This is a genomic window from Arachidicoccus ginsenosidivorans, assembly GCF_007971385.1.
GTDB classification, from domain to species: Bacteria; Bacteroidota; Bacteroidia; order Chitinophagales; family Chitinophagaceae; genus Arachidicoccus; species Arachidicoccus ginsenosidivorans.
In genome coordinates this window covers 1,126,089-1,145,784 of the sequence record NZ_CP042434.1, presented here as the reverse complement: position 1 = coordinate 1,145,784, position 19,696 = coordinate 1,126,089, and the positions used below count along the sequence as shown (strand labels likewise).

Annotated in this window: 17 protein-coding genes; 14 read left to right on the top strand and 3 right to left on the bottom strand. The window is 38.7% G+C overall.

Translation table 11 applies throughout. The annotated features are described in order from the left end of the window. Window positions 1–70: 70 nt before the first annotated feature. Entirely contained in the window at window positions 71–796 is a 726-nt protein-coding gene (locus FSB73_RS04590; protein ID WP_146780323.1) for a type III pantothenate kinase, read from the bottom strand. Window positions 797–984: 188 nt separating this feature from the next. Between FSB73_RS04590 and FSB73_RS26310 the strand changes: the two genes are divergently transcribed. The 8 genes from FSB73_RS26310 (at window position 985) to atpA (ending at window position 6,732) form a co-directional block, all read left to right on the top strand. Continuing rightward, window positions 985–1,479: a sulfite exporter TauE/SafE family protein gene (locus FSB73_RS26310; protein WP_262712496.1), complete on the top strand. Its 495-nt coding sequence runs from the start codon at window positions 985–987 to the stop codon at window positions 1,477–1,479. Continuing rightward, window positions 1,476–1,823 carry a sulfite exporter TauE/SafE family protein gene (locus FSB73_RS26305; RefSeq protein ID WP_262712495.1) on the top strand — a complete coding sequence of 116 codons (348 nt, stop codon included), beginning with the start codon at window positions 1,476–1,478 and terminating at the stop codon, window positions 1,821–1,823. The genes FSB73_RS26310 and FSB73_RS26305 overlap by 4 nt, the downstream gene beginning before the upstream one ends. A 29-nt stretch (window positions 1,824–1,852) precedes the next feature. After that, a complete protein-coding gene (locus FSB73_RS04580; RefSeq protein ID WP_146780322.1) occupies window positions 1,853–2,245 on the top strand; it encodes a DUF1634 domain-containing protein in 393 nt (130 codons plus the stop codon). Between the two features lie 147 nt (window positions 2,246–2,392). After that, entirely contained in the window at window positions 2,393–3,532 is a 1,140-nt protein-coding gene (gene atpB, locus FSB73_RS04575) for a F0F1 ATP synthase subunit A (RefSeq protein ID WP_146780321.1), read from the top strand. Between the two features lie 88 nt (window positions 3,533–3,620). Continuing rightward, window positions 3,621–3,872 (top strand): ATP synthase F0 subunit C, encoded by a 252-nt coding sequence (gene atpE, locus FSB73_RS04570; protein WP_091395062.1) that lies wholly within the window; start codon window positions 3,621–3,623, stop codon window positions 3,870–3,872. 93 nt (window positions 3,873–3,965) lie between these two features. Further along, a complete protein-coding gene (locus tag FSB73_RS04565; protein WP_146780320.1) occupies window positions 3,966–4,460 on the top strand; it encodes a F0F1 ATP synthase subunit B in 495 nt (164 codons plus the stop codon). 61 nt (window positions 4,461–4,521) lie between these two features. Then, window positions 4,522–5,085: an ATP synthase F1 subunit delta gene (atpH, locus tag FSB73_RS04560; RefSeq protein WP_146780319.1), complete on the top strand. Its 564-nt coding sequence runs from the start codon at window positions 4,522–4,524 to the stop codon at window positions 5,083–5,085. Between the two features lie 69 nt (window positions 5,086–5,154). Then, on the top strand, window positions 5,155–6,732 hold the full coding sequence (gene atpA / locus FSB73_RS04555; protein ID WP_146780318.1) for a F0F1 ATP synthase subunit alpha: 1,578 nt from the start codon (window positions 5,155–5,157) through the stop codon (window positions 6,730–6,732). Window positions 6,733–7,401: 669 nt separating this feature from the next. On the opposite strand, the gene FSB73_RS04550 is transcribed toward atpA, so the two are convergent. Beyond that, window positions 7,402–8,232, bottom strand: a complete 831-nt coding sequence (locus FSB73_RS04550; RefSeq protein WP_146780317.1) for a hypothetical protein — start codon at window positions 8,230–8,232, stop codon at window positions 7,402–7,404. 164 nt (window positions 8,233–8,396) lie between these two features. Further along, the gene (locus FSB73_RS04545) at window positions 8,397–8,957 is read right to left on the bottom strand and encodes a hypothetical protein (protein WP_146780316.1); all 561 of its coding nucleotides are present in this window, start codon (window positions 8,955–8,957) and stop codon (window positions 8,397–8,399) included. Between the two features lie 1,109 nt (window positions 8,958–10,066). Between FSB73_RS04545 and FSB73_RS04540 the strand changes: the two genes are divergently transcribed. The 6 genes from FSB73_RS04540 to FSB73_RS04515 all read left to right on the top strand — a co-directional run bounded on the left by FSB73_RS04540 (window position 10,067) and on the right by FSB73_RS04515 (window position 19,656). Further along, window positions 10,067–13,048 carry a SusC/RagA family TonB-linked outer membrane protein gene (locus FSB73_RS04540; RefSeq protein WP_158639417.1) on the top strand — a complete coding sequence of 994 codons (2,982 nt, stop codon included), beginning with the start codon at window positions 10,067–10,069 and terminating at the stop codon, window positions 13,046–13,048. A 30-nt stretch (window positions 13,049–13,078) separates the two neighbouring features. Then, window positions 13,079–13,570: a RagB/SusD family nutrient uptake outer membrane protein gene (locus FSB73_RS04535; protein WP_146780314.1), complete on the top strand. Its 492-nt coding sequence runs from the start codon at window positions 13,079–13,081 to the stop codon at window positions 13,568–13,570. Beyond that, window positions 13,558–14,613: a RagB/SusD family nutrient uptake outer membrane protein gene (locus FSB73_RS04530; RefSeq protein WP_146780313.1), complete on the top strand. Its 1,056-nt coding sequence runs from the start codon at window positions 13,558–13,560 to the stop codon at window positions 14,611–14,613. The genes FSB73_RS04535 and FSB73_RS04530 overlap by 13 nt, the downstream gene beginning before the upstream one ends. Before the next feature lie 45 nt (window positions 14,614–14,658). After that, a complete protein-coding gene (locus FSB73_RS04525) occupies window positions 14,659–15,339 on the top strand; it encodes a fasciclin domain-containing protein (protein ID WP_158639416.1) in 681 nt (226 codons plus the stop codon). Window positions 15,340–15,393: 54 nt separating this feature from the next. Beyond that, on the top strand, window positions 15,394–16,407 hold the full coding sequence (locus tag FSB73_RS04520; protein ID WP_146780311.1) for a DUF5007 domain-containing protein: 1,014 nt from the start codon (window positions 15,394–15,396) through the stop codon (window positions 16,405–16,407). A gap of 102 nt (window positions 16,408–16,509) precedes the next feature. Then, complete coding sequence (locus FSB73_RS04515; protein ID WP_158639415.1) at window positions 16,510–19,656, top strand: SusC/RagA family TonB-linked outer membrane protein; 3,147 nt, start codon at window positions 16,510–16,512, stop codon at window positions 19,654–19,656. Window positions 19,657–19,696 lie beyond the last annotated feature (40 nt).

Below are 19,696 nucleotides of genomic sequence, written 5' to 3'. Positions count from 1 at the left end.
ACAGCCTTATCAAAGTATGCGCTGACGGAAAAATAAGATGCAAGTAAAAGTATTCAGAGGGCACTTGCATTTAAGCCCCTTGCTGACTGATATAGTACAACCCTTTATAAATCAAATAGGGATCACTGATTAAAGTGTTTTTTAGATGCGGGACGAAAAACTGTATATCGCCGCCGGTAATCATAATATTGAGTTTGCTATATTTTGCTTTATATAGGTCAATAATCCCATCTATTTCTGCGGCCATACCAAGGATAACTCCACTGAGTATATTGGTTTTTGTATCATAACCGACCAAAGGAAAATTCCAATCCGGTTTTACCAAGGGCAAACCAGCCGTATAATCTTTGAGAGATTTAAGTCGCATCATCAGCCCGGGACTGATAGATCCACCCAGGAACCTATCAAATTTATCCAGAAAGTTAAAGGTGATGCAAGATCCGAGGCCGATGACCAGATTGTGCTGGCCGGGAAACCTTTCTTTGGCAGCCATAAGCATTGCCCAACGGTCTGCGCCCACTGTTTTGGCTTGTCCAGAGGGTACCGTGATGGGAAAGGTGCTGTCCGGACCAATTTTTATAAAATGACCGTAGTCTTCCAGTATTTTTTCCAGGTCTGGATCATGATGGATGACCGATGCCAAAATGGTGCGGTCAGGTTTAAATTCCTGAAGTAATGCCTCCATTTCTGCGGCAGTTCCCTCCATAAAACGTTCTTCCTTTACTTCTGCGCCATGCAGCAGTGCACATTTTAAGCGGCTGTTGCCAAAATCAAAACAAAGGGTCTTTTTCGCCATTCCAAACATTTTTGTTGAGTCACAATTATCTGGCAAACTTCGTGTTTTCTGTTTAAAAAATAGCATATTCAGATAAGTTCTGTTCAAAGGCACTCAGTTTATGGCAATTCACTATGGAAAATTAGTTTACTAGTGGGCTGTAATTTTGCCATATATCCTCTATTGACCGCCACTTAGTTTTATTTGATATGACGACACTTACTTTTACGTTACTATTATTTATTGGATCAGTCCTGGCTGGTCTACTGGGTTCATTAACAGGACTGGGCGGTGGTGTAATCATCATTCCCCTTTTAACTTACCTGGGTGTAGATTTTCATTATGCGATTGGGACAGCCCTGGTGGCGGTCATCGCAACTTCCTCAGGATCTGCCGCAGCCTATGTAAAAGAAGGAGTTACTAATTTAAGAATGGGTATGTTTTTGGAAATTGCCACGACCATAGGTGCTGTATTTGGGGCACTGCTGGTCGCTTCCCGGTTGATCCCTACCCCGATAGTAGCGGTTCTTTTTGGTGTAATACTTATATTATCTGCAGTGAATTCCCTGCGCAAGCGGCCCGCACTCGCAGCAAATGTTTGTAGTAAGATGGGGCAGAAATTTAAATTGAGCGGCACGTATCCTGGGGAGGATGGCAGACTTGTTAAATACGGCGTGAAAAATGTAGTGGGGGGATTTTTATGATGATGCTGGCAGGTGTTATTTCTGGCCTGCTAGGCATCGGAGCGGGCGCCATGAAAGTAATCGCCATGGATAATATCATGCGGGTGCCTTTTAAAGTGTCTACCACCACCAGCAATTTTATGATTGGGGTCACTGCCACTGCAGGCGCTTTTATCTATTTGCAAAACGGCTATATTCAACCCGCTTTATGTATGCCGGTCATGATTGGCGTATTGCTTGGTGCGATTGGAGGCTCTAAAATCCTTTTACAATCCAACACCGCCAAATTGCGCTTTGGCTTTTCCATATTCATATTAATGGTGGCGCTGGATATGATTTATAAAGGCGTAACAGGACAGATATAGAAAAAGAATTGATGCATAATCTTCCATAAATGAGTAGTAAAACGATAAAAGATAAAGATATCTCACTGATCATAGGACAGATCCTCCGCTGGGGAGTCTATCTTGCCTTAACGGTAGCGGTGATCGGAGGTATTATATACCTGACAGCAAAGGGACAGCACATCAGCGTCCAGCACAACACTTTTATTGAAAAAGATGAAAATCTGCTGGCTCTTATTAAAGAGACCCTAACAGGCGTATTGCATGGAGATGGTCTGTCTATTATAGAACTTGGGATATTACTGCTTATCGCAACCCCATTAACTCGGGTGGTTTTTTCACTTTGGGCTTTCAACAAGGAGCATGACCGGATGTATGTGGTGATCACTTTACTGGTGTTGATCATTATTTCTGTTAGTATTTTAACCGGTTTTGGCGGATAAATTTAGATGTTGAAACATTATTGAAGCGTTAACAGTTGATGTATTATAATATTTAGTTATATAGAAGAAAATCCGCCAAATTTTTTGCCTTCAAACGCCCGTTATATGGTTGCAACGTGTTATCTTTGCCGAAAATTTAGCATAGGTATGGCATCTAAATCGGTGAAACTATTGTGGGCACTCTCTTTCAGCGTTATTTTGACCCTGTTTTCCTTTCAGGTGAGGGCAGCTGAACCAGCAGCAGAACAAGCAGCAGAACCTGTGGCGGAAGCAACTGCTCAACCAACTCATGAAGCAGGTAAAATGGATATCTCTCATGAGATCTTTTCTCATATCCAGGATGCACACGACTGGCATTTGTTTTCTATTGGCGAAAATCCGGTTACGATACCCCTTCCGGTGATCATTTATAGCCCAACAAATGGCCTTTCAACCTTTATGTCGTCCAGGTTTGAGCATGGGCATGCTGCATACAATGGTTATCAGCTAAATAAAGATGGCAAGGTAGAAGCACTGGACGGATCTAAAATTTATGATATCTCATTGACTAAAAACGTTGTCGCAATGTTTTTGGCGGTGATCCTGATTTTGATCCTCTTTTTAAGGGTTTCTAAGAAATATAAAGAAAATGGACCTGATAAGGCACCCTCCGGAATGCAGAATGCAGTGGAGGCTTGTGTTGTTTTTATCAGAGATGAAGTGGCAATACCTAATCTAGGAAAAGATTATAAGCGCTTTATGCCTTTGATCCTGACAATTTTCTTTTTTATATGGATCGCTAATATGTTAGGCCTGATCCCAGGCGGTGCCAATCTGACCGGGAATATTGCCGTAACTTGCTGCCTGGCGGTGATTGCATTTGTTGTTATGTTATTTACCAGTAAGAAGCATTTTTGGGGACACCTGTTTAACCCACCCGGTATGCCGACAGCGGTTAAATTTATCCTGGTGCCCATTGAACTGATATCATTGATCATCAAGCCCATTGCCTTAATGATCCGTCTTTTTGCCAACATGTTGGCCGGACATATCGTTATAGCCTGTTTTGTGTTGTTAATCTTTATTTTTGCAAACCTTAATGTATGGATTGGCGGTAGCTTCTCTGTTATTTCTGTCGCTTTATCTGTATTCTCGATGCTGATCGAGCTTTTGGTGACAGCAATTCAGGCATATATCTTTGCCAACCTGACGGCGATTTTCATTGGTCAGATGATTGAAGATCATAGCCATCATGCGGGGGAGGAAGGATTTGACCATACAGATACAGAAAGAGAGTTATCTCTGTAATCTGGTAGGGGCGTTTAAGGGAGTAAAAAGGAATTATAGATATATTCATATATTCAACTTTGTTTTTTCATTTTAAAATCCAAATACAATGTCAGTATTAAACACTGTAATGGCAGAAGCCGCCGGAATGGCAAAAGGCCTCGGAGCTATTGGTGCAGGCGTTGCCGCCCTTGGAGCAGGGGTTGGTATCGGACAAATCGGTAAAGGTGCTGTAGAAGCTATCGCTCGTCAGCCAGAAGCATCTGGCGATATTCGTGCGAACATGATCTTAGCAGCTGCCCTGGTTGAAGGTGTTGCCTTCCTGGGTGTAATTGCCGGTATCCTTGCAATCGTACTTTAATTAGAAAAGTACCTTAAGCCGCGTTGGACGCACAGGGCTAAAACGCGGTTTTCTTTTAAGAACATTAATCATTGATAATAAATTCACTACAAGATGGGACTTCTTACCCCGGATTTCGGATTATTTTTTTGGACGCTGCTGGCGTTTTTACTGGTTTTATTTGTGTTGGGTAAATTTGCCTGGAAGCCAATTTTAAATTCGCTCTCAGAAAGGGAGAATTCAATTGCCAAAAGCCTGGCCACAGCCGAACAGGCAAGAAAAGAAATGGCTAGCCTCAAAAGTGAAAACGAATCTTTACTACAGAAAGCACGTGAAGAACGCAGTCTGATGCTCAAAGAAGCAAAAGACAATGCAGAAAAACTGATTTCTGACGCCACTGCAAAAGCAAAATCTGAGTATGAAAGAATTGTAGCAGATGCGCAATCGGCAATTACGCAACAAAAACAGGCTGCCTTAACTGAAGTTAAAAATCAGGTCGGTAATCTGGTCATTGAAGTAGCAGAGAAAGTATTACGTAAACAATTAGCCAATAAAGGAGAACAAGAATCCTTGATCAAGGATCTGGTTGATAATGTGAAATTAAATTAAGCCAGTTTAGTACACCGTACAGTTTAATTTATTTCTCTGATATTTATAATATAACAATAAGATGCAAAATCCACGTTTAGCCGCTGTTTACGCAAAGAGTCTGGCAGATCTGGCAGAAGAAAGAAAGCAGTTTGATCAGGTTTACCAGGATATGGAATATATAAAAGCCATTTGCGCAGTTAGCCGTGAGCTAGTTGTTTTACTGAAAAGCCCGGTCGTTTACGCTGATAAAAAACAAAGTATTCTAACGGCCATCACTAAAGATAATATCAGTGATCTGACTGCTGCGTTTAATACATTATTAATTAAAAAGGGTAGAGAAGGGTATTTGCCAGAAATTGCAAATGCATTTATCAACCTTTATAATGAGCGCAATTCTATCCATCAGGTAAAGGTGACCACCGCTGAACCTTTGAGTGATGCTCTTAGAGATAGCTTGGAGCAGAAATTGAAAAAAGATGCCGGTTTCGAGCATGTGAAGATGGAAGCAGTTGTGGATGCGGATATTATCGGTGGATTTATACTAGAATACAATAATAATCTGATTGATGCAAGTATACTTCGTGACCTGCAGGATGTAAAAAGACAATTTCAGCGTAACGACTATGTGCAGAACATCAGATAAGCAATCTTTTTTAAACTAAAAATCACAAATCCTTTTTCGTTTTCAAGCGAAAGACAAATTCTAAATAATATGGCAGAGATTAAACCAGATGAAATATCGGCGATATTAAGACAGCAATTAAGCAACTTCAATAGTGCTGCTGAATTGGAAGAAGTGGGTACGGTCCTTGAAGTAGGGGACGGTATTGCACGTGTTTATGGTCTTAATAATGTCCGTTCAGGTGAACTAGTCGAATTCGAGACTGGCACCAAAGCCATCGCATTGAACCTGGAAGAAGACAATGTTGGTGTGGTACTTATGGGTAAGAGCACTGGTATCAAAGAAGGTGCAAAAGTACGTCGCACAGGTAGCATTGCCTCCATTAAAGTAGGGGAAGGTCTTGTCGGACGTGTTATCAACATGCTCGGTGAGCCTATCGATGGTAAAGGTCCCATCACAGGTGATCTTTATGAAATGCCACTGGAAAGAAAGGCTCCTGGTGTAATTTTCCGTGAGCCGGTAAAAGAACCGTTACAGACTGGTATCAAGGCAATTGATGCCATGATTCCTATTGGTCGTGGGCAAAGAGAATTGGTCATTGGTGACCGTCAGACAGGTAAAACTGCTATCTGTATCGATACCATCATCAATCAGAAGGAATTTTACGCAGCAGGAAAGCCTGTATATTGTATATATGTAGCGATTGGTCAGAAAGCCTCCACTATTGCAGGTGTGATGAAAACACTGGAAGATAATGGCGCAATGGCTTATACAACAATTGTTGCCGCATCTGCAGCGGATCCAGCTCCTCAACAATTCTATGCGCCGTTTGCCGGTGCTGCGATTGGAGAATTCTTCCGTGATACGGGTCGTCCAGCCTTAATTGTATATGATGATCTGTCTAAACAGGCCGTAGCTTACCGTGAGGTGTCCTTGTTGCTGCGTCGTCCTCCAGGACGTGAAGCTTATCCAGGTGACGTATTCTATCTGCATAGTCGTTTACTGGAAAGAGCTGCTAAAGTTATCGGTAATCAGGATGTAGTTAGAAACATGAACGATTTACCGGATTCTATTAAGCACTTGGTAAAAGGTGGTGGTTCTTTAACAGCGCTGCCCATCATTGAAACTCAAGCTGGTGACGTTTCTGCTTATATTCCGACCAACGTAATCTCCATCACAGATGGTCAGATCTTCCTGGAAGGAAACTTGTTTAATGCTGGTATTCGTCCGGCTATTAACGTGGGTATCTCCGTTAGCCGTGTAGGTGGTAGTGCACAGATCAAATCCATGAAAAAAGTATCTGGTACCTTGAAACTGGATCAGGCACTTTACCGTGAAATGGAAGCCTTCTCTAAATTTGGTGGTGATCTGGATGCTGCAACTAAGCTGGTACTGGATAAAGGTGCCCGTAACGTAGAAATCCTTAAACAACCTCAGTTCTCTCCATTATCCGTAGATAAGCAAGTAGCGATTATCTATCTGGGTTCTCAAGGTTTACTACGTGATGTTGCCGTTAAGAATGTGAAAGCATTTGAAGCGCAGTTCTTCCTTGAAATGGAAAACAAATTACCAAATGTTCTGGCTGAATTTAGGAAGGGTAACTTACCTGAAGATGGTATCCAGAAAATGGTAGAACTGGTAAAAGGTCTGGCACCTCAGTTCAAATAAGCTTAAATAAGCCACTAAAATACAAGTTGGCTTGAAAGTTATAATTATTGCTTTAAACGGGCAATCCGGTCTTTAATGGACGCAGGATTGCCCGTTTTGCTATATGAAGAGTTCTGAGGCCAAGTAGCCATGAATTTATTGTATGTGCTATTGGGTTTTCCTAGCTAGTATTTCTATATACATTATTCATGAAATGAATAGGGTTAGTCAAGGTTGTGGATAAGCTTAATGTTGTGTAATAGCAATAAATAAGCTTCATACGACCTTTTCGTGCCTCAAGGTCGAACGAAGCTTATTTATTGCCCTTGAATGGACAGATTCCAAGGCAGCATTAATTGAACTCGCTTATGCGATCCAGTCCGAAGGTTCCCCTTAATCATGGCAACATAAATATTAAATCTGTAATGCATTCATTTGAAAAGCTATTTTAAATTCAACTAGGTAATTATTACGGAGTGTTGCAGCAAAATATTAGATTACATAAAGAGAATAGGACAACTTATCCTGGATCAATTGAAGGAGTGCTTCGTAAGAAGGATGGATGATAGTGATGAAAATCCAAGGTTCTTGTGAATTGTATATTTAGTTTAAATCCCTAGTTTGTTGTTTGATTGTAAAGTTTTCTATTTTAATTTTAGGGGGTACAGACGAAGGATGGCATAGGTGTGCTCAATGATTTTTTCTTATCTCTTTTAACTTATATAAAAAGTTTCTGGGTATCCAACCATATTTTACTACTTCTTTTTGCGCATTGTATTTGACAACAAAGATATAATCTAAATAGACCCTTACAAGATAGACCTCTTCGCCTTTTTTAACCCGCTTCATCTTTTTATTTGCATGTATTTTTTCCGGAATAGTAATTAATTGTAAATGCGTATCTTGTTTTACTTGTGCAATATAATTAACAGTGCGAGCGTTGGCTATTGTGGAATTGTAGTAGTATTTTTTATCAATTGTAAAATCTAAAGGGATATTATCTACCTTTTGAAGACAGACGTCTACAAGACCCTGCTCAGCTCCCGAAAGCGCTCTTGCAGGTGAGGCAACCATTTTATTTTCTAAAAATTTAAACGATATAACTGTCACTGAGCCATTCCCTTGCGGTGGAGGAGGTGTATTTACGATATTAAACAGGAAGTTCGGGCGAGATTTTAGTCCCAAAATTATGCCGTTCAATATTTCATGATCCGTCATTTGATTTCTGGTTCCCCACCATTCTTTTTTACCGTTATGGACTATAAGCCTTCCAATACCTTCAAAAACGGAGTAATTAAAAGAACCTTTTTTATCTTTTAAAGTAGTTAGAAAATCGTAGTCGGTAAAGTTGGTAAATGCAAAGATGCTATCGTTTAAAAAATAAATCCGATAATACTGTGTATTTGATCCGTATCTGTCCTTAACTATACCCTTGTATGTACCATTTTTACTGCTAAGGTCAGGAGTGCCTTTGACAGCAAAAGGCTGGGCGCTTGCATTGGTTAAAAAAATGAAATGCATATAGAATATAGAAATTTTACATATTTCATATTGTCATTTTATGGTGTGCAGGTTGATGATACACCCGCTGGAGGGTTTCGGAAAAGGGAAGCGAAGGAATTATTACCCTGGGCCCCAAAACTGAAATTCGCCATACCGTTATTATTTATTGCATCTTGTATTTCTTATTGGGTAGGTGGTACTACTCCATCATTGTTTAGATCAAGTGTATAAGTAGGGTTAATTTCACCATCGTTGGTAGTATTAACACTACCATGTGCTATCATAATATTCACTTTGTTCAAAACATCAACACCAGTTTTGGTAATACCTGAGTTAGCCCCAAATACTTCTAATGCAAAATGATGGGACATTTCTCCTAAATGAGGAATTGTTCCACTGCTATCTCCAACAACACCGTATAACGTCTGACCGTAATTTGCACTATTAGGATCATTGTTGGTCACTGCTACATAATCTCCCATCTGTACTTCCATAGATATTTTCTGCGTCGAACTTAATGTAAGATAATTTGTTCTACTTGCATCTAAATTATTGTCTTGTCCTGACAAGCCTGTCTTAAGTGATTTGGGGTAATATCCTGTTGCTGGATCTTGAGCTACGTATGGATCGATCGTTGCTTCAGTCGGATCGCCATTATTATCTATTGCTACACTTAAATTATAGGCAGCGAAATTATTTGGTCCGACAATTTGATATAATGCCGCGTTAGCGCCAGAATACACTGCATAACAACTTTTTAAGGTATAATTATAATTGGTGACGGAGGAACATGTAGTAAATAATAATAATCATCATCTAATTGGCTCATAAAATCTAAATAGTCGGAAAGTATCATTTGACTGTAGGCACAATATAGTCGCCGGAACTTGGGTTAAGTTGTGCTGTAACTGTTGAAGCTCCGGCAGCAAATGATGAGATTTTACAAGAATATCATATTGTCATGAATGTAATAACTTTGTTTTTGACAATATGCCATTTTAGCGAGATCTTAACCATATATAAAAAGATTATTCGATAATGATATATACCTAAATTATCTGGTGTGACTATAATTTTACATTAAACACTTAAAAGTAGAGCACCCTCGCTATCGAAAAGTTGTGTATTATAATTTGCTGATCACATCGATGAGGTGTGATTATTATTAATGAACAAAATATTTCGAAAGAATTGCATTGATAGTCTAATCTTAGGTTCGTATGAAGCGTTTTTGGAAATAGCAGCATAATAAAATTGCTTTCGGGAGGTTGGGTGATTTCGCGTGTTTTAAATATTTTTAGAATTTACCATTTATGTTGCGTTTTACTGATCAAAATTATGCTACATATAAAGTATACGTTATTAAATAGTTGCATAATATGAAAATATTTCAACCTGAATTTTATACCTTCTTAGCGAAAGAATATGTCATTCATATTAAATTAGTTTGTGTGTTAACATTTGGAAGTGTTGTTTTAATAAAATGCAAAAACTAACAAAAAATTACTGTTCATTTTTAAAACAAAATGAAGGAATAAAAACTTGCGCAAACGTTTGATATAATTGATATACAGTTACTTGTTGTTTTTTAGTTGTATGCCCCCCTTTTTTTTACTGATAAAACCGCTTTCTTTGTTTAACATTTAATAGGCGAAACAATAGATATACCTTAACGTTTGTTTTCGGCTCAAAAATGGAATAAAAATGAGTTTTTACTAGACATTGATCAGACTAAACTGGGGAGGCCAGAAGAATCTTAAAAGGCGAAAACTGAAACTTGTTTAAAATATTCTGAGAATTTTCATTATTCAAAGTTCTTGAACAGATGATAAAAAAAACGTATACATTTATAATGAACATGAGAAACCGTAAGCTGCTAATAGTGCTTTTTGCACTTGCATGTCAGGCGCAACTCTTTGGCCAGGATTCCACACACAGATCAAAGGCACTTGACATGTTCAATAATATTAAGGATTCTGCTTCAGGTAATGTGGATTCGTTGATGAATCTGACTAACCAGTCCAATATTGTCAATGAACTTGCAGGCTCAAATCCCAACAGAGCAAAAGTTGATACCAACATTATCAATCGTCTGGATTACGTCTCCTTACAGCAGATGGTAAAAGGTAATGCGGTAGGGGTTTTTGTAGCAGAACCTAACGGCGAACCCGGATCAGAACAATATATGTTTGTTCATGGGTTGAAGGGCCCGATGTTGTCAAAGAAAGATCTATATGAGCAACAACCGGTCGTTTTCTTAAACGGTGTTCCGTTAATTCAGAATAGCACAATGCCTCTTGATATTCAGAGCACGGATTTTAATATGGTGGGGCCTGCGACCAATCTGCTAGCGACATTGAATCCTAACGATATCGAAAGTATAGAAGTTTTGAAAGACCCTGCTACCTTAGCTAAGTTGGGACCGATAGCCGCAAATGGTGCCATTTGGATCAAAACAAAGAGTGCAAAATCTGGGGCCAAACAGATTTCCATTGATGGTTATTTTGGAATGACACAATCGCCTAAGGTAACCCCGGTGAATGCTGCATATGAAAATGCTTTCAGGCAACCTTTTTATGATAAATATGCAAGTGCTGCAGATTTAATCAATTATCCCGTCTATCTTAAGGATTCTACAGACCAGGAGTATTACGGAACAGCTGATTGGACGGATTTATACTTTAAAAATAAACCTTTCTATGCCGTAAATATGAGTCTTACTGGTGGGTCAGAAAGAGCGAATTTTCGGTTTCAAGTAAATAATACACGATCTGTTTCGGGCCAGGATGGCGCTGCGCTAGATCGTTACGGCTTAGCGTTTTTCATAAATATGTCTCCGCTTACCTGGTTGACTGTTTCTAGTATGATTAATGCAAATAGATTGGACCGCGACAGAAACCGCAATATCAGAGATCGACTTGCGGAAATCCGGTATACCCCGGATTTGAGTAATCCATTACCTCCTAGTTATAATGTATATAGTCAATATATTCATGAATTTGACGAAGCGATCGACGATAATAAAGTCAATAGTCTTCAGGGATATTTTTCAGTGGGGGCCAAAATTTCGGGATTTAGTTTCCTGTCCAAGCTTTCTGTGGATTACAATGAGTCTTTAAGGGATGCATTTTGGCCTTCTGAGCTCTTAAGTGGTAATAATTTTGTTTCTTATTACTTTGGTTATAATCAAAGATTAATGGTATCCAATACGGCATCTTATGAATTTAAATTGGATGATGTAAATAAAATTGATTTTGAGGCAGGGCAGTCATATCAGGCAGATATCAATAAATATGATTATGCCTTTGGGTATAATACACCTAATGATTTTATTAAGTTCAGAACAACAAAAACCAATGATGCCGGAGACTATGTGAGTATTTTTAATATGCAGTATTTTCCTTTCTTCGGAAAATTGAATCAAAGGTTAGCTTCTTTTTATGGTCAGGTGAATTACAGTTATAAAGATTATCTGAAACTGACCGGTGTACTTAGAAGAGATGGTTCGTCCAATGTACAACAAGACCAAAGATGGATTTCATCTCCCATCGTGAATTTATCATGGGATGTATTAAAAAGTGTTATGCAGAAATCGAAAGTTCTGAACAATTTTGAATTACGCGCATCCTATGGAACTTTTGGCTCTTTATTTAATACAGATATTTATAGTAAGGGCCCGAGATATGTGACAGATGCTTCATGGCCTGCAGATCCTGCCATAGGCTCATATGTTGGAATTGCTGCGTCTTCCAGACCATACACCAGTGGTTGGGCGGGATATGGAATAGGTTGGCAGAAATCTGAGAAAATGAATCTGGGCGCAGATCTTGGATTTATGCAAAACAGGTTACAGTTCTCTTTGGATCTATATAATGAAAATAATAAAAACCGATTGTTACCAGTTCCGGTTCCTCAGGAGTTAGGATATACAGTAGCTTACAAAAGCGGGATGACTGTTAATAATAAAGGGGTAGATCTTAGTGTAAGAGGTCGGATTTTTACCTCTGAAAAACAGGATCGTTTTGCATGGACAACGAATTTTAATCTAAGTCTGAATAAAAATAAAATAACGGCGCTTCCCGACGGCTTACAATCGGTAGTAATCGGAGATCAGAAATTTGAAGTAGGTCAGTCTGCGGATGCGTTCTGGGTATACAAAAATGAGGGTATCTATACAGATCTGGCCCAAATACCGGTAAGCAATCAGACTGGATTACGGCAATCATTTAATGGCTTGTTGTTAAATTCTGGAGATCCTGAATGGGCTGATCTTAATGGGGATAATGATATTAGTATTGCAGATAAAGTACTTACTGGCCATTATTTACCGACGGTTACAGGTGGTTTTGGCAACGATTTTAATTATGAAGGGTTTAGCCTGAGCTTCCAGTTCTATTTTGCATTAGGCCAGAAATTACTCAATCAGCAAATATCTAACAGACTAAATTTTATTAATACAGAAGGCAGTCGTGACCTGAACACTGTGAAAGAGATCACTTATTGGCAAAAAATATTTGACGCTAGCGAGTATCCGATGTATAACCCATGGAGCAATGTGGTCCCATATCAAGTGGATCAGGATTTATTTCTGGAAAATGCTTCATTCATAAAATTAAGATCCCTTACCATTGGCTATGATCTAACTTATGGTAATAATGAAAGAAGGAAAAAGGCATTTCGCAGTGCTCAATTGTATTTATCTGCTACCAACCTATTTACTATCAGTCCTTTTAAACATGGAGACCCAGAATTGGTAGATTATCAGGGTTATTATAGAGGATATAACCAAATGTTGCCAAAGACTTATACCATTGGTTTACGTATTGACCTGTAACTAATTTGAAATCGAGTTAACTTTTATACAATGAGATCTATAAAAATATTATTATCCACCTGTCTGTTATTGTTAATTGCAGCTTCCTGTAATAAAAAGCTGGATGTAGATACGAATGCAATGGCTAATGAAGACACAGAGTGGAAGTCACTTGATGATACCAGAAGTAATCTGATAGGGGTATATGCTCTATTTAGGGCTGCGCTAGCTACCAATAATGATTACTGGATGTGGGGTGAATTACGTAATGGAGATTTTGTATCTACAACTAGAGCTGACTTGAAAGCAGTAATTGATGGAGATCTGAATGCATCTTATGCCACTCTTGATGAGATGAAAAGCTGGAGAAGGTTTTTTGCGGTAATTAACGCAGCCAATCTTTTTATCGAAAGGTCCTCAGAGGCGCTAGTTGACCCTCGTTATACGACGCTTAATCATGATGTGGATGTGGCACAGGTTAGAGCGCTCAGAGCTTGGGCATATTTTATGATTGTCCGTATTTGGGGGACGTGCCCTTTATAACGAATTCCTATGATGGCCAATTTCCAGCTATTGGAAAAAGTGATAAGTCCGTCATTCTGGCTTATTGCGAAAAGGAATTAATTGCTGCGGCCGATATTTTGCCTTTTCAATATGGAGTGCTTGATGACCCTATTTTGCCGGGTTTATATTATACTTATGGTTTAAGCCGTTTTGAAAACACGTTGATTTCCAGAAATGCTGCTTACGCATTATTAGCGCATGTAGCTGCCTGGCAGGGACATTATGCAGATGTTGATGTGTACGCTCAATATGTACTAGATAATTATTCCAATTCTAACATGTATTATCTGTCAACGGATGATCTTACGGATCCAGCAGGTGTTTTTTATGCACGTGGTGATTATAATCAGCTTTTAGGATTCAATTTTGTTTACGGACACGGCGAAACCGGTACAAGCGGGGAAGGTCATTTAGAATCCTGGACACTTGCTGCGCCATTGATTACAAAACCTAAACCTGATATATATGTTCCGGTAAATATTATCAATGCCACTTTTACAGACAGGATGGATCAGCGCTTTGGTATTGATACTTTAAATGGGTTACCTAGAACTGCCTATTTTACTAATTATAATGCGGAAATCCCTATTTTCTCAAAAATAAAAGTATTGGGAGATGGTGGTACAGATGGTCAATTTGCTGTCTATAGCTCAGCAATTATCTTTTCTCGCCTAGAAGAAATTACTCTACTTAAAGCGGAAGCTGATGCTGTATTAAATAAAATTAATGGCGTAAATGGGGCACTTGCTATGTTGAACCTGATTCGTAATAAGAGGGGGGAATCTAGCTATAATGCCACAGTAGATGGTACTCTTATTGACGCAATTTTTGCCGAAAGAAGGAGAGAATTAATGGGTGAAGGATGGAGATGGTATGATCAGGTGAGATATAATAAAATTACCAAAAAGGATCCTGTAATTACCAAATTAATTGAACAGGGTGGGATCTATTGGCCAATTGCCGCTTCCGTTTTGGCTGCCAATACAAATATTCAGCAAAATGCATATTGGAATAATAAATAATAAAAATAACTATAGCTCAAATAAATAATGGTAAAGATGAAAAAAATGGAGCGAAACATACTAAAAAGGAGGTATTGGCTGTTTTTTGTTGCCGTACTCATAACAATGGCGGTGAGCTGTTCCAAAAGTCATGAAGGTCCCTATTACAACTATCAGAATAAAAATGCTGTTTACGAAGGTAATACCTACGAGTTTTTACAGTCGCAAAATGGACTTTTCGATTCTTTGCTTTTGGTAATTGACAGGGTGCCTGATTTAATGGATACCATAAAAAATTATGATATTACATTATTTGCGCCTAATAACCAGTGCTTCACAAATGCCCTTAATAATTTAAATGAACTGCGGGCAACCCAGCATAAAATGCCATTATCGCTAAAGAATATTGATCTGGTGGAACTGGATACTTTGCTTTGCCGCTATGTCATACCTGGAAATTATGTGACGGATTCTTTAGTAGAATTTTCGGACGGTATATCTGTTAGCAGTCTGAGGTATGACTACAAAATGCATTTGAGGTATAACCGACAGGATGCAAATGGATATCAAAATGGCGGACCTCAGGAAATTGAATTCAGTGATCCTAAGAATTCCATATTTGAAAGATATTGGGTGACTACTTACACAACATCTGTCAATGTGCATACAAATAATGGGTTAGTACATTTATTATCCGGAGGTCATGAATTTGGCTTTGGTGAGTTTTCCGGAAGAATGAATAAATAATAGTTTATGACCAATTTTAATAGATTGAAAGATCCATTTCATAAATCTACTCTGATGAGAAAAAGATTCAAATTACCATTAACGGTGATTGCCTTTGCGGCGTTGTTGATGTCCTCTTGCGATAAATTGTTACCTGATGAACGGGAGTCAGTAGCGAAAAATTCAAGTTTTACCCAGGATGTTTATACACCTACACTTGGGAGAGCGACATTGTATAATACGTTTAATGTCGGCAATTCAACGCAACCTTTGACATTCAAAATAATTAACCCCAGGACTTATTCAGGGGAAGCTGCACCTGAACTCACTGATGTTTTTCCTGTTAAGGTTTGGAAGGAAGCATACACAGGCGATGAAACATCTTTTGAGGAAATTGAAAAGAAAAGAGGTACTGAAATGCATCACCTCTTTGAGATCAGAGAACATTCCGGACAATTTGTTATGTGGCCGGAAGCAAAATCGAGTTTTGTGCATGCTCAACCTGATTCCGGGTACATATTTGATGTGGAAATGTCGAATTCCGGTGGAAGGAGGTATTTTAGAAATATGCGGCTGAAGCCCTATAGAGAGATTCCTGTAGAACCGACAACACAAAGCCCCGTAACTGGACAGACAACATATGTAGGAACCGGTCCTACCAGCTGGAGCAATATATTTGGAGAGCGTTCAGGCCAGTTAATTTATAATATCGGAGTAGTCTTTCATAAAATAAGTGATGAAGGGCATTCATTGAGTTTTCAGTTTTATGATACCCTGCAAAATCCGATTAATCCCAAAAAATTCAATCTGACTGATTGGGCGCATCTGGTTCATGGATTTGATATGCAGATGACGGATACGGCAGTTACTTATCAGGTAGCTTACCCGATTCCATTGACCAATTTGGAGACTAAATATACGACGACGGATGGCTTAAAAGCACATGTCGCCTTTAGTTATGACAGAATGGGTTTCGGAGATAGAAGGGTAGTGGCAGACCTGCAACTGAATTTTGCGATATATGAACCCGGCCAATGGCAAATTAAATTCTTGTTTTTGGATGATAACCCGAATTTCGACGACGAGTAGGTATAGTCGCTATCGTTGGATGATTTAGAAAATTATATTACTTTATTAATATACAAAAGTTTAGCTATGAGGCATGTGTTTGCTGTTTTATTAACTTTTATAATGTGCTTTGGCATACGGACGTCATTTGGTCAGGCCAATGTAAGCTGTTCGGGTATTGTCATCGACAAAGTTACCAATGCGCCAATGGTTGGGGTTTCTATCCTGATCCAGAAAACGAAAAAAGTGATTGGTAGAACTGACGATCATGGTAAGTTTAGTGTTGAAGTACCTGAAGGGACAAAATTGACTTTTTCTTATGTGAATTATACGAATTCGATAGCTGAGGCGTCCAAAGATTTTATGGAGATCAGTATGACGCTTAAGGATGACAGTGATTTAAAAGATGTAGCTGTTGTCGGATTTAGAAAAGTGTCCAGAGAAGCGAATACAGGTTCTTCCGTTATCATTTCAGGAAAAGATTTGCAGGATGTTCCGGCTGCGAGTGTAGCGGACCTATTGCAGGGTAAAGTTGCGGGTCTGAATATTCAGAACAATAATGGATCTCCTGGGACAAGAGGCTCTATCTTTTTACGCGGTGTTTCAAATATTTCTGTAACCGGCTCTGGTTCTAGCGGGTATTTAACGCCGACTTCGCCCTTATTCGTTATCGATGGAGTACCAGTGGATATGAATTCCGAATATCAGTACGGCTTTAACCAAGGTGGACCAGGTATCAGTCCTTTGTCCCTTATACCTGTGGAAGATATCGAAAAGGTTGAAGTCTTAAAAGATGCGGCTGCCACTGCACTTTGGGGCTCAAGAGGTGCATATGGTGTGATTTTAGTTACTACAAAAAGAGGCCAGTCAGAAGTACCCATTGTAGCTTATTCGGGCCAGTTTTATTACAGTGATATCCCTAAATTGCGTGATGTGATCGGAGGTAAAGAGGAACGCTTAATCAGAATACAACAATTATTGGCTTATGATACCTCTTATGCACATGCTTTATCAGAGATTAATTCGCATCCATATTTGTCCGACAGTTTGAACGCTTATTACAATAACTCTACGAACTGGCAAGCCGTATTTTTTAAGCCCACTTACAACTATTCTCATAATATAAATATCAGCGGAGGTAGCCAAAAATTCAATTATAAGGTCAATATGGGTATTTATGATCAAAAAGGAATCGTTGAAAATACGGGGCTTACCAGGTATAGTTTAAATATGAATACGAGATATCAGCCCTCCGAAAAGTTTATTTTGACAGCTGCCATTAATTCTGGTTTGGCACAAAAGCGTAATGGTAGCGGTAACAGCCTGATTCAGGATGGAGTCGCTTCAGGAACAAATGCTTCTTCATTATTACCTGCTCCTTCTCAGTATTCTGCGAACAATGAAGCTTTGGCGAGTATTTCAGTAAGAGATGATAATAAAACGATCCAACTTCAGCCGAGTATTAATATTCAATGGACACCTGTGAATGGATTGCAATTCCAAACAGAAGCTAACTATAATTTTAATACTGGAATTAGTGACAATTTTAAACCCTCCATCATTAATGATGGGAATGGTTTAACTACATCATTCCATAGTCGTACTAATTCCCTGTATAATAGAAACTCCGTAAATTTTATTAAGAGTATCGAAAAGGATGGAGAGGGTGTGCATAATTTTACGGTTTTCGCATTTAATGAAATTCAACAGAATACTTACCGAGCAGATCAGTCTCAACTTACTGGCTCAGCCAATGATTATCTGACTGGCCCCAACGGATATAACTGGTATGCCAGTGTGGCGGGGACTTTTGATAATGCTACAGAGACGAGGAATATAGCATATGGAGGCGCGTTTAGTTATAATTATAAATTGCGCTATGTGGTTGATTTTCAATATAGAGTGGATGCAACTTCAACCAATGGGCCTAATATTGGATCTAAAAAGAGCCCAAATATTAGTGCCAGATGGAATATGCAGAATGAAAAATGGACAAAAAACTGGAAATGGATGAATGAGAGTTCATTAAGATTCAGCTATGGTACTACGCTTGTACCAACTGGTACTATTTTTGATGTGTATGGAAAATTTGATCCTGGAAGCAATTATAATGGTCAGCAGACCATTGTTTCAGACTTCTCCAATGCGCCAAATGTCAATTTTAAATCATATACCAATACCTCCTTCGATTTAGGGTATGAAGGGACTTTCTTTAATAACAGGTTGAGTTTAATGTATGATTTCTATTATATCTCCAAAGATAATCAGACCTATGCAAATACATTGGCTAATACAACAGGTTATGCTCAGATTACGACCAATGATGTTTCTCTGGTGAGTTATGGGAATGAATTTACATTGTCCTTCAGATCTGCCCCGAGTAGTGATGAGAATAAATTGAGCTGGAATATTTCTGCTAACGCGGCACTTAATAAGAACGTGCTGACTAAGTTGCCGGATAATGCCAGGCAATTAATTAAAAACGATGCATCTACAGGTTATTTCCCTGTTTTGTACCGAGTAGGTAATAACCCTTTACAGACAATGGTATATAATACGGTAGGCGTTTATCCGACTAATTCGGCTGTGATAGTTGATCCTTTAACTGGAAGGCCAATTCAGGTGGGAGTGGGCACGAATGTATTTCTGGGTGCTGGTGATCCAAGATGGACTGATTTAAATGGGGATTATATCATTGATGAAAATGATCTATTAGTGTTGGGGAATCCAATGCCGAAGGTAACAGGCGGTTTGACTTTTTATATGAAATATAAACAATGGTCATTAAATACGAATGTTTCGGCTACATTATTCAGAGACGTGATCAATACATCTCTTGCAGGCAAATTTGCGCATTTTAAAGATCCTTTATTTACTGGTTCAAATAGTACGCTTGCCAATAATGGCGTGTTGGTGCCAATTGATCAGTATAATTACTGGAAGGCGGATGGAGACAATGCAAATTATCCAAATCCATTTGACTATATAAATTCTACTATTAATCCGTATAGATTTAATCAGACATTATTTTTTGAAGATGGTTCTTATTGGAAATTAAACAATATTACAATCTCCTATACTGTGGACAGGAAATGGAGTCAGAAATATGGAATCAGTTCTGCCAGGATTTATCTGACTGGTGCCAATCTGTTAATCTTATCTCCATATTCAGGTAGTAGCCCGGAAAATGTAACAGATCTTGGCTTTGATAATGCAAATGGGTATCCGAACGCTAAGAATTATGTGATCGGGGTAAATATTCAATTTTAGGTGTAGATAATATAAAAATATTCGAGCAGTAAAAAGTAAT

What these genes read in the sequence shown, in the direction of transcription:
- FSB73_RS04550 (WP_146780317.1), bottom strand. Translation starts at nt 8,232, where the DNA reads ATGCATTTCATTTTTTTAACCAATGCAAGCGCCCAGCCTTTTGCTGTC.
- FSB73_RS04590 (WP_146780323.1), bottom strand. Translation starts at nt 796, where the DNA reads ATGGCGAAAAAGACCCTTTGTTTTGATTTTGGCAACAGCCGCTTAAAA.
- atpB (WP_146780321.1), top strand. Translation starts at nt 2,393, where the DNA reads ATGGCATCTAAATCGGTGAAACTATTGTGGGCACTCTCTTTCAGCGTT.
- FSB73_RS04525 (WP_158639416.1), top strand. Translation starts at nt 14,659, where the DNA reads ATGGAGCGAAACATACTAAAAAGGAGGTATTGGCTGTTTTTTGTTGCC.
- FSB73_RS04580 (WP_146780322.1), top strand. Translation starts at nt 1,853, where the DNA reads ATGAGTAGTAAAACGATAAAAGATAAAGATATCTCACTGATCATAGGA.
- FSB73_RS04565 (WP_146780320.1), top strand. Translation starts at nt 3,966, where the DNA reads ATGGGACTTCTTACCCCGGATTTCGGATTATTTTTTTGGACGCTGCTG.
- FSB73_RS04520 (WP_146780311.1), top strand. Translation starts at nt 15,394, where the DNA reads ATGAGAAAAAGATTCAAATTACCATTAACGGTGATTGCCTTTGCGGCG.
- FSB73_RS04535 (WP_146780314.1), top strand. Translation starts at nt 13,079, where the DNA reads ATGAGATCTATAAAAATATTATTATCCACCTGTCTGTTATTGTTAATT.
- atpE (WP_091395062.1), top strand. Translation starts at nt 3,621, where the DNA reads ATGTCAGTATTAAACACTGTAATGGCAGAAGCCGCCGGAATGGCAAAA.
- FSB73_RS04515 (WP_158639415.1), top strand. Translation starts at nt 16,510, where the DNA reads ATGTGCTTTGGCATACGGACGTCATTTGGTCAGGCCAATGTAAGCTGT.
- FSB73_RS04540 (WP_158639417.1), top strand. Translation starts at nt 10,067, where the DNA reads ATGAACATGAGAAACCGTAAGCTGCTAATAGTGCTTTTTGCACTTGCA.
- FSB73_RS26305 (WP_262712495.1), top strand. Translation starts at nt 1,476, where the DNA reads ATGATGATGCTGGCAGGTGTTATTTCTGGCCTGCTAGGCATCGGAGCG.
- FSB73_RS26310 (WP_262712496.1), top strand. Translation starts at nt 985, where the DNA reads ATGACGACACTTACTTTTACGTTACTATTATTTATTGGATCAGTCCTG.
- atpA (WP_146780318.1), top strand. Translation starts at nt 5,155, where the DNA reads ATGGCAGAGATTAAACCAGATGAAATATCGGCGATATTAAGACAGCAA.
- atpH (WP_146780319.1), top strand. Translation starts at nt 4,522, where the DNA reads ATGCAAAATCCACGTTTAGCCGCTGTTTACGCAAAGAGTCTGGCAGAT.